The sequence below is a fragment of the Pseudomonas edaphica genome, assembly GCF_965277385.1.
Taxonomy (GTDB): Bacteria; Pseudomonadota; Gammaproteobacteria; order Pseudomonadales; family Pseudomonadaceae; genus Aquipseudomonas; species Aquipseudomonas edaphica.
Map to the genome: position 1 here is coordinate 5091290 of NZ_OZ255725.1, position 13642 is coordinate 5104931.

Here is a 13642-nt window from a genome sequence, read left to right on the forward strand (position 1 = left end):
GGCAAGCCAGCTCCCACATTAGATCTTCAGCGGTTCCAGACAATGGGCAGAGATTGACCGATGTATTCACTTGAAGACCTGCTGCACCTGATGAATCGCCTGCGCGACCCGCAATACGGGTGCCCGTGGGACATCAAGCAAACCTACGCGACCATCGTGCCGCACACCCTTGAAGAAGCCTACGAGGTTGCCGATGCCATCGAGCGCGGCGACTTCGATCATCTGCAAGGCGAGTTGGGCGACCTGTTGTTCCAGGTGGTGTATTACAGCCAGCTGGCGCGGGAAGAAGGGCGCTTTGAATTTGCCGGGGTAATCGACAGCATTACGCGCAAGCTGGTTCGTCGCCATCCGCACGTATTCCCGACGGGTGATTTGTACGCGCCGTTGGATATTCCCCAGTTAAGCGAAGAGCAGGTTAAAGAACGCTGGGAGCAGATCAAGGCTGAGGAGCGCGCAGAAAAATCCGACGCACCCGAGCAATTGTCCCTGCTCGATGACGTACCTGCGGCCTTGCCCGCGTTATCCCGCGCCGCCAAATTGCAAAAGCGCGCCAGCCAGGTAGGTTTCGACTGGCCGGCTGCCTTGCCGGTGGTCGACAACGTGCGTGAAGAGCTGGATGAAGTGCTCGAAGCCATGGCTGATAACGATTCGGTGGCCATCGCCGATGAGGTCGGTGACCTGTTGTTTGCGGCGGTCAACCTGGCCCGTCACCTCAAGGTCGACCCGGAAACCGCGCTGCGTGGCGCCAACGCCAAGTTCGAACGACGTTTCCGATTTATCGAACAGGCATTGCGCGATACGCACAAACCCATAGAAGATTGCACCCTCGAAGAGTTGGACGCCCTGTGGGGCGAAGCCAAACGCCAGGAAAAGAATGTGTCCAGCTGCGGTTGAGCAGTTGCCTAAGTGAGTAAGCACCATGAGCCTTTCCCTTCGCGACCAGTTGCTCAAAGCAGGTCTGGTCAACCAAAAGCAGGCCAAGCAGGTCGGCAAAGACAAACAGAAGCAGCAGCGCCTGGTCCACAAAGGCCAGATCGAGGCTGATGACACCCAGGCGCGCCTGGCCGCCGAAGCGCATGCCGAAAAGGTCAAGCGCGACCAGGAACTGAACCGCCAGCAGCAGGAAAAAGCCGAGGCCAAGGCCCGCACGGCCCAGGTTAAACAATTGATCGAAACCTCGCGCCTGCCCAAGCTGACTACCGAGGACTACTACAACTTCGTGGATGACAAGAAGGTCAAGCGCCTGTCGGTCAACACGTTGATGCGCAACAAACTGAGCAACGGCTCCCTGGCGATCGTGCACCACGGTGGCGGCTACGAGGTGATCCCGCGTGAAGCGGCGCTGAAGATCCAGGAGCGCGCACCAGAGCGTATCGTGCAGCTCAATATCCTCACCGAAAGCCAGGTGCCGGATGAGGACGATCCATACGCGGCCTACCAGATCCCGGATGATCTGATGTGGTAAGGCGTTAAAAACAACAAACCCCGCTCAAAAGGCGGGGTTTGTGTTTTTAACCTGCAGCTTCAGCCGATCACCAATCCACTGCATAACTCACGCTGAAGGTACGCCCTTCAGCGTTCGGATACGGCGCACGGGCGTTGGCCTGGGCAAACATGTTCTGGTAATTGCGGTTACTGAGGTTGTAGATCGCGCCTTCCAGGCGACCGACTGGCAACCTGACCGAACCGAGCAGATCGACCAGCGTATAACCTTTGATATCGCGGCCGTTGTTGTCTTTGGCCGCGGCGTCATAGTCGGCCAGTTGCATGCCTTGCAGGCGCAGGCTGTAGTCGCCACGGTCATAACCGACAAAGGCGGTGGTCTTGGCAGGCGAGATACGTGTGGCGGGCAGGTCGATCCATTTACCGTTTTGCTGGGTCTCGCCTTTGGCGTAGGCGTACGTGCCGCCTACCGACCATTGATCGGTGACGTTGTAGGTCAGGCTGGTTTCGATGCCGCGCACGCGCTCTTTCTGGTTGATCAGGCGCAACACACGGTCATTGGCATCATAAAACTGGGTGACGTCCGAGGTGTTCTCATACGCGGTGACATTGGCCAGCCACTTGTCCCAGTTGCCACGCCAGCCCAGCTCGTAACTGTCGACCTTGAGGGCTTGGGCGTTCAAGTCCTGGATGTCGTATTTGCTGTTGACGTCCCGCAGGAAGCGCTGGATATCCGGCAGGGAAAACCCCTGGCTGAAATTGACGAACACATCCTGGTTTTCATTCAGGTGGTACACCGCACCCAGGTTGTAGAGCGTGTCATCGTATTTGAGGGTGCCGCCCGGCAGTGTGGCGCGGTTGCCGGTCTGCACGATCTCGCCGTAGGCAATGCTGTCGGACACTTCGCTTTCGATCCACTCACGACGGATGCCGCCACGTAAGGTCCAGTCATCGATATCGTAGGACAGCTGGCCAAAAATGGCTTTGGTGGCGGTTGCGATGTCCGGGCCCATCTCAAAGGTGGTGCCGGTCTTGGTATAGCTCAGGCCGTTGACCCGGTATTGGTCGCCGCGTTGGCGCGAGGTTTCATGGTCATAGTCGGCGCCCCAGACCAGGTTACCGGTCGCCGAGCCGATGTCCGGCATTTGTGTATCAATCGCTGCCCGCACACCATAGACGTCTTGCACACTGTTGTTGTCGGACACCCCGGCACGACCGCGAGACAGGTCCGGGAAGAACAGTGCATCGGCACGCCGCCAGTAACTTTCGACCTGCAAGCCCTGGCCGTAGAAGTCCTTGTCGGCGTAATTGAGGTTGACCGCCTGGTTGTGGGTGAAGGGTTGGTCATCCAGGTCCAGGCCTTTTACCGCGACGGCAGTGCTGGTGATGCGTGGGTTCTTGGTGTAGCGGGTGTCCTGTTCATCTTTATAGTCTTGCAGCGACAGGCTGATCTTCTTGTCGTCATCCAGCTCGTAGCCGAAGCGACCTTGCAGGTCGTAGGTGTCGGTGTCCATGTTGCTGCCCTGGGACGTGTCCTGGGGAATGCGTTTGCCGTTACCGTCGAACTGGTCGTTGCGTTGCACCGTATTGCCCGACACGTACCAGTCCACCGGGCCTTTGCGGCCGGTGGCACTTTGGAAGGCTTCGTAGGAAAACCCCTTGTGGCTGAAATTGTTACCGGCGGTCATGCCGATCTTGCTGCTGAAGGCCAGGTCTTCGCCTTTGTTGCGCTTGGTAATGATGTTGATGATGCCGCCTGAGGCGCCGGCGCCGTAGACGCTGCTGGCGCCGGATATCACTTCGATGCGCTCGATGCTTTCCGGTGCCACGCTGTTGAGCTGGCGGAAGTTGTCACGCGTGGCGTTCTGGGACACGCCATCAATCAGAATCAGCGTGTTGCGCCCGCGCAGCGTTTGGCCGAAGTTGCTCATGCCACCGCTGGAGGGTGCTATGCCCGGGACCAGTTGCCCGAGGATATCGGCAACCCGGCGTCCTGCTGCTGTCTGCTGGCGGATCTGTGCTTCGTCGATGACCTGCACCGAGCCTGGGATCGCGGCAATGCTGGTTTCACTGCGAGTGGCCGAAACGACCGTCGCCTGCAATTGCAGGTTGGTAGCCGCTGCTGGCGCGTCTTCAGGTTGATCGGCCCAGACAGGCGCGCTTATCGAACCGAGCAGGGGCAGCAGGACGGCCCATTGTGATTTGTTCATGATCTTGCCTTTGAGTTATTAGAAGTATTGACAGAAAAATCGGTAGTCTCAGGTGTTCGGGTGAACGAACGGATGGCGCGGATACCCAGGGCCGCCAAGGCATAGGTCAGTGCCACCAGCCAAAAGCTGTGCGCCAAGCCCACCATTGCCATGCCGACGCCTCCCAACAGCGCACCGCACAACGCGCCACCTTTTGCGGCGCTATTGCCCAGGCCCAAGGCAAACCCCTGCTGGCTGGGTGCAACGGTGTTGGCGATCAACGTGTAGGCGACCGGCAGCAGCGCGCCTTGCCACATGCCCCACAGCAGCCGGCTGGCGAGGAACCCCAGCCATTCACCGGCCATCGCCGTGAAGGCCAGCGTCAAGGCGCAAAACCACGTGACCCATTCGATGATGCGTAATGTTTGCGCCGCGGGGTGTCGGTCAAACAGGCGGCCCCACAGCGGCGCGGACAGCGCGAGCGTCAGTGCGCTGGCGGCGTAGCTGGCGCCGATCAGCCAGGCAGGGGCGTGCAGAACATCGGCGACGTACAGGGCATAAAACGGTTGGGGCATCATCTTGGCGGCCTGGATCAGCACGATGATGGCGAGCATTGCGCCGAGCCAGCCTTTGGGCAGTGCCGTAGGCGTTGAGGCGCGTACCGGTCTTGAGCGCGGCGCATCGCTGGGTAGAAACAGGCTGATCAGCGCGCACAGCAGGCAGACCGCCGTGGCGCTGTAGCACAGCAACGCGAAACCGGAAATATCCATCAGCCAGCCACCCAGCACCGGCCCGGCCAGCGAGCCCACGGCGGTGGCCGATTGCAGCCGCGCCAGAATGTGCCCGCGCCCACCTTCGGCGCAGTACGCCAGCGCATAGGCTTGGGCCGCTGCAATAAAACCTGCCAGCGCGCCTTGCGCCACGCGGATGACCACCAGCAGCCACGGGTCGGTGGTGACAGCGGCCAGCGCCTGGCATACCGCCAGGGCCAGCAGCGCGCGAATGATCATCGGCTTGTGGCCGGTACGATCACCCAGGCGCCCCCACATTGGCGTGAGGATCATCGCCGCCATCATCGGCCCGGCATACACCAGCGATGACAGCAGGCCGGTGTACTGGGCGTTGGCAACGCCCAGCAGTTTCTGGATCTGCAACGGCCAGAAGGGGCCGCTCATCTCCATGGCGCCCATCGACACCAACTGAATCACCACCAACAGGCGCAATGCAGTGTTGTTAGCCGACATTGGCGGCAGTGCTCAGCGGGTTCGGCAGGCGTCCGACGATATCGGCGTGGCTTTCCATCAGGCGCATGCGCATAAACGACTTGGCTGGCCAGTCCTGCTCCAGCAGCGCGGCACGTTCGGTCTGCCAACGTTGGGGTTCGACCTGGCTGCGCAAATCATCGAAACACTCGCGGACCTGGGCTGACAGCTCGTCCCACAGCAGCCCCTCCGGAATATCGAAATGGCGCGCACTGAGCAATACCAGTTCGCCCAAGTGGCACATGAACACGGTGTGCAGCAACTTGTCGCGCACGAAGCCGGCATCGTCGTACAAGGTCATCTTCGGGTCGTGCAGTTCGATGTCGAGGCCATGGGCATGCAAGGTCTTGCGGTCGATGCGGATATCACCGAAATCACGCAGCAACAGGCGGTTTGCTTGCCCGTTTGTGCCCATGACCATAAAGGAGTTCTGCTGATGGGCCTCGAAGGCCACGCCATAACGCAAGTACATGCCCAGCAGTGCCGGCACTGCAATCGATGCATAGTCTTTAAAAAACGCCTGCATGGCCTGCGCGTCATCAGCGCCTTTGCTCAGGCGTACCCACTGCTTGAGCAAGGGGTGCCCATGCTGATCAATGGCAAACAGGCTGCCTACCGGAATGGCCATTTCGCCCGGTTCGAGCAGGCTCTGCGGGTTGTCACGGTACAGGACGGCCAGGTGCCGGGAGTGCTCGTCATTGGCAGGTTGTGGTTGGAAATGCACGCCGAGTCGTTCGGGCACGATGCTCAGGATTTTTTGAATGTGTGGCTCGCGTGCCAGGATGGTTTGCAGTAAATGGCTGATCCGTGGCCCCATGCGCGCGGAGCGTGGCGACACTGTGCGCTGCACACTGGTCAAGCGCAGCGACACGGGAAGTTTAACCATTGGCGCGTCGTACCGGCCTTCAGGCAACACGGTCCTGAATGACATGGTGGGGTGGGCGGTGAACGCGACGATGTCGGTCAGCACCAGCAGCCTGTCACCGATTTCATTGGCGAACAGTTGCGGCAGCTCTTGGCGAGCTTGCCAAGGGTGAGCGGGCATCGGCAGGTAGTCGCCAGCCTCAAGGCCTTGAGCGCTTAAGTACGCTGTCAGTTGGCGGGCGGCCTGCGGGAAGTGGTTTTGCCACCACTGCCAGTAATCTGCAGTACCGGCCAGGCTTTCGACATGGGCGAACTGGCGGTGCAGCGCGCAGAGTAATACCGGAAAGCGCGCCTCGAACTCCGGCGAGAATTCAATAACCTGCTCTGTTCCCAGGCCCAGCTTTGTCTTGTAGTTGGGGTGCCATGGATGGCCCAAGGTGCCCCACTGCTCGAGTACTGATGTCGGGTTGGAAACGCTTGGGTTGTTCTTGAGGTAGCTGAGCAAATTGTTTTGATGCGCGGGGGCCATTGCGGCGTGCAGCTCGAGGGTCCACTGCTCGTGGAAGGCGAGGCACAGCGTATCGTTGATAAAGCTGTCGTCTATCTCCCGGTTGAGGCGGCTCAAGACGTCTGGGGCGGCAGATGATTCGAGGCTGCTGTTGAGTAATGTCAGCAACTGCGAGGGGAATCGGATTTTCTGTTCGGGCTGGCCAGCGCGCAGGACACTCACCGTGCCGCGCAAATCCCAGCTGGCCATGCGGCCTGGGCGCAGGTGATCAAAACATAGGCGGGTGTGGTCGGGTAGCTCCAGCCAGCAGCGATTGTGTTCGTCATAAGTGCGTGTGGTGGGGTTGAGCAGGCCTTCACGGAACAGGGCTTGGATCAGGCGCTGGAAGCTGCGTTCGGCGGCAGGTGCGAGGGTGTCGATCAGGGCATCAAGCGTGACGTGCTTAGCCAGGAATTGGCGAGTGGAGAGTGCTTCACCCCAGCGTTCCAGCAGTAGTTTTTCCGGTGTGGCGACCTGTCCGTGCATCAAATCGAACTCCTTATCCGTAGGGCTGAGTGAAAAGCGAACGGATACTATCGAGAATCATTACCAAATGTCTATTTGTTGTTACGCTTTTTGCGGAAACGATTATTCAGGGGCGAAAGGAGGGCGGTTCGAAGCCGGAGAGAGCGACCATGCAGGTCTGGAATCAGGGTTGAAGGGCTAAGCCAGGCTGGTTCAGTGTCTTTGAGGTGACTTGTAGTACGGAGCCTGAGGTTCTGTAGGGTGTATCTGCTTTCATGCGGTCGTGGCAGAACACAGGAAAACGGTGGCTGTTAGAAACGAAAAACCCCGCTCAAAGGCGGGGTTTTCGTGTGTAGGCACACCAGCTGCTGTGTGGGGCTGGGTGACTGGCAGATTTCAGAGTTTCAGGAGCCTTCAGCCTGGCGTTTCATCTCAAGAGATTCGAGCTCGTTTTTATAATTGTGGGCTTCGTTCTCGTTGTGGAACATGCCGACCAGTTGGTCTTGTTGATGTACATCCCAGATGTGAATCCCATGGCCCAGTGCTTCGTGAGACATGTGTGCATCGTCGCGTTCAGTTACTTTTACAGTCATCTGCTTGCTCCAATCTCTGGTTGATCTGCGGCAAGTCGTCGCAGGCCTCTTTTATATGTTTTGTTAGCTTGCTAAGTAAACCGATTTTGCGCGCAACTATTTATTGCAGGAAATGCAACAGTGCTGCAGGCCGTGCAAACCGCGACATCGCGCCGCAGAGTGCTGAGTTTTATGACAAAAGTTTCATGTTTGCGACCGGCTGCAGCCTTGTGTTGATCATTGAGCCGCCATCGCAGGCAAGCCAGCGCCCACATTTGAAATGCATTCACCTGTGGGAGCTGGCTTGCCTGCGATAGCGGTAGTGGTTTCAACACAAAACCTCCAGGCGAAAAAAAGCCCCGCATTTCAGCGAGGCTCTTTTTAATCACATCACGGTATCAGCTACCTTTGATAGCCTGGCCATCAACGGTACCGTCCTGCAGCATGATGTTGTATTCCTTGCCGTCGGTTTCCACCTGGCGCAGGGCAACCAAAATGCCGCCCAGGTCCTTGGCAAACCACATCTGGGTGATGCGCTTGCTTTGAGTCGGGTCACGTACACGTTCAACCTTGATCGCATCGATGGAGCCGACCTTGGTCTGGACCTTTTCCGGGCCAATCACGCGGAAGTCGTAGGTGTCGGTGTCGGTGCCTTCAACGACGATGTAGCTCATGCTCTTCTTGCCGGCCGCCACATCGCGTTGCAGTGCCAACTGGTAAGTCGACTTGTCGAGCATGCCGCTTTGCAGGGCGACGTTGACCGGGTCTTTGTTTTCAAAGCCGGTGACTTTCTTGGCCGTCTGGTCGAAGTCCAGGTTGATCTTCTTCGACTTACCCAGGCCGCCACGTTCGAAGCTGTAGCTCACGGGCTGCAGGGCATCTTTGTCGAGACGGATAACACTGGTCTCGGTGAGGCTGGCGATCATCATGGACGCCTTGAAATTCAAGGTCCACGAGCCATTGTCATTCTTGACCAGGCTGCGCTCGGCCGAGCCGCTCATGGGCAACTGCTTCCAGTCGGCGGTGTAGCTGGCGGAGAACGGGTGAAGGTCTGCTGCTTGCACAGCGGGCAAGGCGAACAGCGCAAAAGCGAAGAGCAGGGCGCGACGCATAAAATCTCCTAGGTTCGAATCAAGTGGCCGCTGGCCGCGAGTAACTGACCGTCCAATAATGCACCCTGTTCGCCGAGAATCAATCGTCCCTCGGCAAACCAGCGAACAGCCAGCGGGTAAATCCTGTGTTCCTGGGTGTGAACCCGTTGCGCAAGTGTCTGCGCCGAATCTGCAGACTCTACCGGAACCACTGCCTGTACGACCAGAGGCCCGCCATCGAGTTCCTCGGTGACAAAGTGCACGCTGCAGCCATGCTCCGTGTCGCCGGCCTCAAGGGCGCGTTGGTGTGTGTGTAACCCTTTGTATTTGGGCAGCAGGGACGGGTGAATATTGAGCAGGCGCCCTTGGTAGTGCCGCACGAAATCGGCGCTGAGGATGCGCATGAAACCGGCAAGCACCACGAGTTTGGGATTGAAGGCGTCGATCAGTTCGATCAAGGCGCTGTCGAAGGCCTCGCGACCTTCGAAAGCCTTGTGATCCAGGGAGCGGGTGTCGATACCCGCGTCCCTGGCGCGTTGCAGGCCGTAGGCGTCGCTGCGGTTGGAGATCACCGCAGCGATGCGCACCGGGCTATCGCCGGTGCGCGTGCTGTCGATCAGGGCCTGCAAGTTACTGCCGGTGCCGGAGAGCAGCACCACGACATCACAGGTCTCAGGCATCAGTGAGCCTTGAGGTTCTTCAGTTCAACCTGGGCCGCGCCTTCTGGAGCGGTTGCGATCTGGCCGATAACCCAAGGCTGCTCGCCCGCTTCACGCAGTACGTTCAGCGCGGTTTCAACGTGCTCTTGAGCCACGCAGATAACCATGCCTACGCCGCAGTTCAGCACGCGGTGCATTTCGGTTTCGTTGACATTGCCTTGCGCTTGCAGCCAGTCGAACACGGCAGGACGCGTCCAGCTTGCCACGTCGACAATCGCCTGTGCGCCTTTAGGCAGCACGCGCGGGATGTTGTCCAGCAGGCCACCACCGGTGATGTGGGCCATGGCTTTGACGGCGCCGGTGTCCTTGATCAGCTTGAGCAAAGGCTTCACGTAGATGCGGGTCGGGGCCATCAGCAGGTCGGTCAGCGGCTGGCCGTCGAGCTGGGTATTCTCGATGTCGGCGCCGGACACTTCGATGATCTTGCGGATCAGCGAGTAGCCGTTGGAGTGCGGGCCGGACGATGGCAGGGCGAGCAGGGCGTCACCGGCTGCGACTTTGGAACCGTCGATGATTTCAGCTTTTTCGACAACACCGACGCAGAAACCGGCCAGGTCGTAGTCTTCACCTTCGTACATGCCTGGCATTTCAGCGGTTTCGCCGCCGACCAGAGAGCAACCCGACAGCTCGCAGCCGGCGCCGATGCCGGTGACCACTTGAGCAGCGGTGTCCACGTTCAGCTTGCCGGTGGCGTAGTAGTCGAGGAAGAACAGCGGCTCTGCGCCACACACCACCAGGTCGTTGACGCACATGGCAACCAGGTCAATACCGATGGTGTCGTGCTTGTTCAAGTTCAGCGCCAGGCGCAGCTTGGTGCCCACGCCGTCGGTGCCGGACACCAGCACAGGCTGCTTGTAGCCGGCCGGGATTTCGCAGAGGGCGCCAAAACCGCCCAGGCCGCCCATGACTTCGGGGCGCGCAGTGCGCTTGGCGACGCTCTTGATGCGTTCGACCAATGCTTCACCGGCGTCGATGTCTACACCGGCGTCCTTGTAGCTCAGGGAGGGTTGCTTGCTCATGATCCAGGCCTTTAGGGGGGATTTCTGGGTAACGACCGAGCCGGCAGGCGCTTTTGGTAAAAGGCCCAGCCGCTGACGGTCTGCGAAGGCGCGCGATTTTATCAGGCTTGAGGGGCAGCGGCCATCCTCGGGCCGACGGGCAGGGCCATATAGGTTAAAAAAGCCGGTTAAAAAAATGCTAAACGTGCCGGTAATGGCGTGTATTAAGGTATAGCCTTTAACCCGCTATCGTTATGACAGTACAAAAACTGCCATGACCCTGTGAATGTTTTACCGGCTGCTGTGGTCACAGCCTTGCCAAGCCGAGTTCACGCGGTCTGTTCCAGCCGCTAAATTTGTCGTTCGGGAATCTTCCATGCGTCTGTGTAATTTCTTCTTTGTAGGCTGCTTGTCGTTGGTCAGCCTGGCGAGTCATGCCGAAACCCTCAATGGCCTTTATCAAGTACTTGAACCGGTTGCCAGCCAGTCCCCCCAAGAGCGTGACCAGGCCACCCAGCGCGCCGTGCAAACCCTGGTGATCCGCCTGACCGGCGATGCCAAGGCTGCCGACGGCCCAGGCCTGGCGGCGATCCGCAAAGACCCGCAGCAAATCATCAGCCAATACGGCTACGACGCCGGCCCGCCGGAAAGCCTGCAAGTAGACTTCGACCCTGTGAGCACTGATCGCGCATTGCGTGAGGCCGGCTTGTCGATCTGGGGCAGCAATCGGCCGTCGATCCTCGGCTGGTGGCTCAACGATTCCACTGACGGCAGCAGTCTGGTCGGTGATGGCCAGGCGATAGCCGGTGCACTGCGCCGTGCCGCGCAACACCGCGGCTTGCCGTTGCGTTTGCCCTTGGGTGACCTGGATGAGCAGGTCGTCGCCACTGCACCGAATCTGGAAAGTGCCGATGCCACGCCCTTGCGCGCCGCCTCCGAACGCTACGGCGCCGACGCGTTGCTGGCCGTGCACGCGCGCCAGGAAGGCAGCCAGTGGCAGGCCAAATGGCGCCTGTGGCTGGGCGACAAAAGCGAGCAGGGCACCGCCCAGGGCGCTGACACTGGCGCGGTGGCCGATGCCGTGATGTTGGCGGTCAGTCAAAAACTGGCACCGCGTTTTGCCGTCAAACCAGGTGTGAGCACCGAACAGCTGCTCGAAGTGCAGGGCATGAATCTGGAGCGCTATGCCGCTTTGGGTCATTTGCTTGAGCCCTTTGGTGCTCAGCCGCAACGGGTGGATGGCAATCGCATTGTGTATCGGGTCAACGGCAGTGCCGATCAGTTGCGCACCCAGTTGAGCCTGGCCAAGTTGCAGGAAGTGCCTGCGGGCGAAGCGCCGGTTCAACCGCCGGTCGCCGATGGTACGCAGCCGCCGGCTGCTCCGGAGCCTCAGGCGCAGTTACGTTTTCGTTGGTAGGTGATCTTCCTTCTATATAGATAGAAGGAAGCAAATGAGAGATGGAGTGGTTTATGGCGGATACGCGTCGTTGGGTGTGGCTTGGTGGGGTTGTCCTGCTGTGCGTTTTTGTGTTCTTGCTGCATTCGATCCTGACGCCGTTCCTGGTCGCGTTGCTGCTCGCTTATCTGTTCGATCCGGTGGTGGATCGCCTGGAGAAAGCCGGTTTGTCGCGAACGTTGGGCGTGGTTGCGGTGTTTGCACTGTTCACGCTGATTATCACCGCCTTGGTGCTGGTGTTGGTGCCGATGCTGGCCAAGCAGCTGTTCCGTCTCTATGAGCTGGCGCCGCAAATGCTCGACTGGTTGCAGCACACGGCGATGCCGTGGGCTCAGGCCAAGCTGGGGCTGGCGGATGGCTTCTGGAAGTTCGACAAGGTCAAGGCCGCGATCAGTGAGCATATGGGCCAGACCACCGACATTGTCGGTGTGGTGCTCAGCCAGGCTACGGCCTCCAGCCTTGCATTGATCGGCTGGTTGACCAATCTGGTGTTGATCCCGGTGGTGGCGTTCTACCTGCTGCGGGACTGGGACATCATGATGGCCAAGATCCGCAGCCTGCTGCCACGCAACAACGAAGAGCGCATCGTTTCCCTGGCGCAAGAATGTCACGAGGTGCTCGGCGCATTCGTACGCGGCCAATTGCTGGTGATGCTGGCGCTCGGGATCATCTATGCCGCCGGCCTGATGGCGATTGGTTTGGAGCTGGGGCTGTTGATCGGTTTGATCGCAGGTTTGGCGGCCATCGTGCCGTACATGGGCTTTGTGATTGGTATCGGTGCGGCGCTGGTGGCCGGATTGTTCCAGTTTGGCGGCGACCTGTACCCGATGCTTGGGATCGTCGCGGTGTTCATGGTCGGCCAGGCTCTGGAAGGCATGGTTCTGACGCCACTGCTGGTGGGTGACCGGATTGGCTTGCACCCGGTAGCGGTGATCTTTGCGATCCTGGCGGGTGGTGAGCTGTTTGGCTTTACTGGCATCTTGCTGGCGCTGCCGGTGGCGGCGGTGATCATGGTGTTGGTGCGCCACGTCCATGATCTATATAAGGATTCGGATGCGTATACCGGGGTTGAAGACCCGGACCTGTAACCGTTTCGCAACAAACCCGGCCTAAGCCGGGTTTGTTGTTTCTGGGGCGGGGTGTCAAACAATTTGCGCAAATCGCCCCAAGTTAACGCAAACCTTTGATTTTGCTTGTGGTCTGCTGCATTGTGCGCCCGGCTTCACGGGTATAAACTTTGCAAACTTTACACAGAGGCCACTAGCGGTTCGTTTGGAGCCGTTCAGTCAGCATGAAACCGATTCAGCTGCCCTTGGGTGTGCGTCTGCGTGACGACGCCACCTTTATCAATTACTACCCAGGCGCCAATGCCGCTGCACTCGGCTATGTCGAGCGGCTCTGCGAAGCCGACGCCGGGTGGACTGAAAGCCTGATCTATCTGTGGGGCAAACACGGCGTGGGGCGTACCCACCTGTTGCAGGCGGCCTGCCTGCGCTTCGAGCAGATGGGCGAGCCGGCGGTTTACTTGCCGCTGGCTGAGTTGATGGACCGTGGCATTGGCATCTTCGACCACCTTGAGCAATACGAACTGGTGTGTCTGGATGACCTGCAGGCCATCGCCGGCAAGGCAGATTGGGAAGAGGCGTTGTTTCACCTGTTCAACCGCCTGCGTGACAGCGGCCGGCGCTTGTTGATTGCTGCGTCCACCTCGCCACGTGAGCTGCCGGTGAAACTGGCTGACCTCAAATCACGCCTGACCCTGGCGCTCATCTTTCAAATGCGCCCACTCTCAGACGAAGACAAGCTGCGTGCCCTGCAATTGCGCGCGTCGCGTCGTGGCCTGCACCTGACCGACGAAGTCGGGCACTTTATTCTCACCCGTGGCACCCGCAGTATGAGCGCGTTGTTCGATTTGCTCGAACAGCTCGATCAAGCCTCCTTGCAGGCCCAGCGCAAGCTGACCATTCCGTTTCTCAAGGAAACCCTCGGCTGGTAGCCAGCCCTTGTCCAGTGGGGTTTTCGGCAACTTCCAGGCG

General features: G+C 59.4%; 12 protein-coding genes. 5 read left to right on the forward strand and 7 right to left on the reverse strand.

Going from position 1 to position 13642, the window contains the following annotated elements:
• Window positions 1–60: 60 nt before the first annotated feature.
• Both mazG and ACQY47_RS23255 read left to right on the forward strand, forming a co-directional pair.
• Window positions 61–894 carry a nucleoside triphosphate pyrophosphohydrolase gene (gene mazG / locus ACQY47_RS23250; protein ID WP_017134873.1) on the forward strand — a complete coding sequence of 278 codons (834 nt, stop codon included), beginning with the start codon at window positions 61–63 and terminating at the stop codon, window positions 892–894.
• A 25-nt stretch (window positions 895–919) separates the two neighbouring features.
• Window positions 920–1465: a DUF2058 domain-containing protein gene (locus ACQY47_RS23255; protein WP_017134874.1), complete on the forward strand. Its 546-nt coding sequence runs from the start codon at window positions 920–922 to the stop codon at window positions 1463–1465.
• 67 nt (window positions 1466–1532) lie between these two features.
• On the opposite strand, the gene ACQY47_RS23260 is transcribed toward ACQY47_RS23255, so the two are convergent.
• The 7 genes from ACQY47_RS23260 to purM all read right to left on the reverse strand — a co-directional run bounded on the left by ACQY47_RS23260 (window position 1533) and on the right by purM (window position 10171).
• Window positions 1533–3653 (reverse strand): TonB-dependent receptor, encoded by a 2121-nt coding sequence (locus ACQY47_RS23260; RefSeq protein WP_138448996.1) that lies wholly within the window; start codon window positions 3651–3653, stop codon window positions 1533–1535.
• Window positions 3650–4876, reverse strand: a complete 1227-nt coding sequence (locus ACQY47_RS23265; RefSeq protein ID WP_428552267.1) for an MFS transporter — start codon at window positions 4874–4876, stop codon at window positions 3650–3652. Before ACQY47_RS23265 ends, ACQY47_RS23260 begins: the two co-directional genes overlap by 4 nt.
• A complete protein-coding gene (locus tag ACQY47_RS23270) occupies window positions 4866–6791 on the reverse strand; it encodes an IucA/IucC family protein (protein ID WP_428552270.1) in 1926 nt (641 codons plus the stop codon). Before ACQY47_RS23270 ends, ACQY47_RS23265 begins: the two co-directional genes overlap by 11 nt.
• A 383-nt stretch (window positions 6792–7174) precedes the next feature.
• On the reverse strand, window positions 7175–7363 hold the full coding sequence (locus ACQY47_RS23275) for a hypothetical protein (RefSeq protein WP_017134878.1): 189 nt from the start codon (window positions 7361–7363) through the stop codon (window positions 7175–7177).
• A gap of 377 nt (window positions 7364–7740) precedes the next feature.
• Window positions 7741–8454 (reverse strand): DUF3108 domain-containing protein, encoded by a 714-nt coding sequence (locus ACQY47_RS23280; RefSeq protein WP_138449002.1) that lies wholly within the window; start codon window positions 8452–8454, stop codon window positions 7741–7743.
• Between the two features lie 8 nt (window positions 8455–8462).
• The gene (purN, locus tag ACQY47_RS23285; protein ID WP_017134880.1) at window positions 8463–9113 is read right to left on the reverse strand and encodes a phosphoribosylglycinamide formyltransferase; all 651 of its coding nucleotides are present in this window, start codon (window positions 9111–9113) and stop codon (window positions 8463–8465) included.
• A complete protein-coding gene (gene purM / locus ACQY47_RS23290; RefSeq protein WP_017134881.1) occupies window positions 9113–10171 on the reverse strand; it encodes a phosphoribosylformylglycinamidine cyclo-ligase in 1059 nt (352 codons plus the stop codon). The genes purN and purM overlap by 1 nt, the downstream gene beginning before the upstream one ends.
• A gap of 355 nt (window positions 10172–10526) precedes the next feature.
• On the opposite strand from purM, the gene ACQY47_RS23295 reads away from it, so the two are divergent.
• From ACQY47_RS23295 to hda, 3 genes are all read left to right on the forward strand, one after another.
• Window positions 10527–11567 carry a DUF2066 domain-containing protein gene (locus ACQY47_RS23295; RefSeq protein WP_017134882.1) on the forward strand — a complete coding sequence of 347 codons (1041 nt, stop codon included), beginning with the start codon at window positions 10527–10529 and terminating at the stop codon, window positions 11565–11567.
• A gap of 53 nt (window positions 11568–11620) precedes the next feature.
• On the forward strand, window positions 11621–12694 hold the full coding sequence (locus ACQY47_RS23300) for an AI-2E family transporter (protein ID WP_056861686.1): 1074 nt from the start codon (window positions 11621–11623) through the stop codon (window positions 12692–12694).
• A gap of 203 nt (window positions 12695–12897) precedes the next feature.
• Window positions 12898–13602: a DnaA regulatory inactivator Hda gene (hda, locus tag ACQY47_RS23305; protein ID WP_017134884.1), complete on the forward strand. Its 705-nt coding sequence runs from the start codon at window positions 12898–12900 to the stop codon at window positions 13600–13602.
• The last annotated feature ends 40 nt before the right edge of the window (window positions 13603–13642 follow it).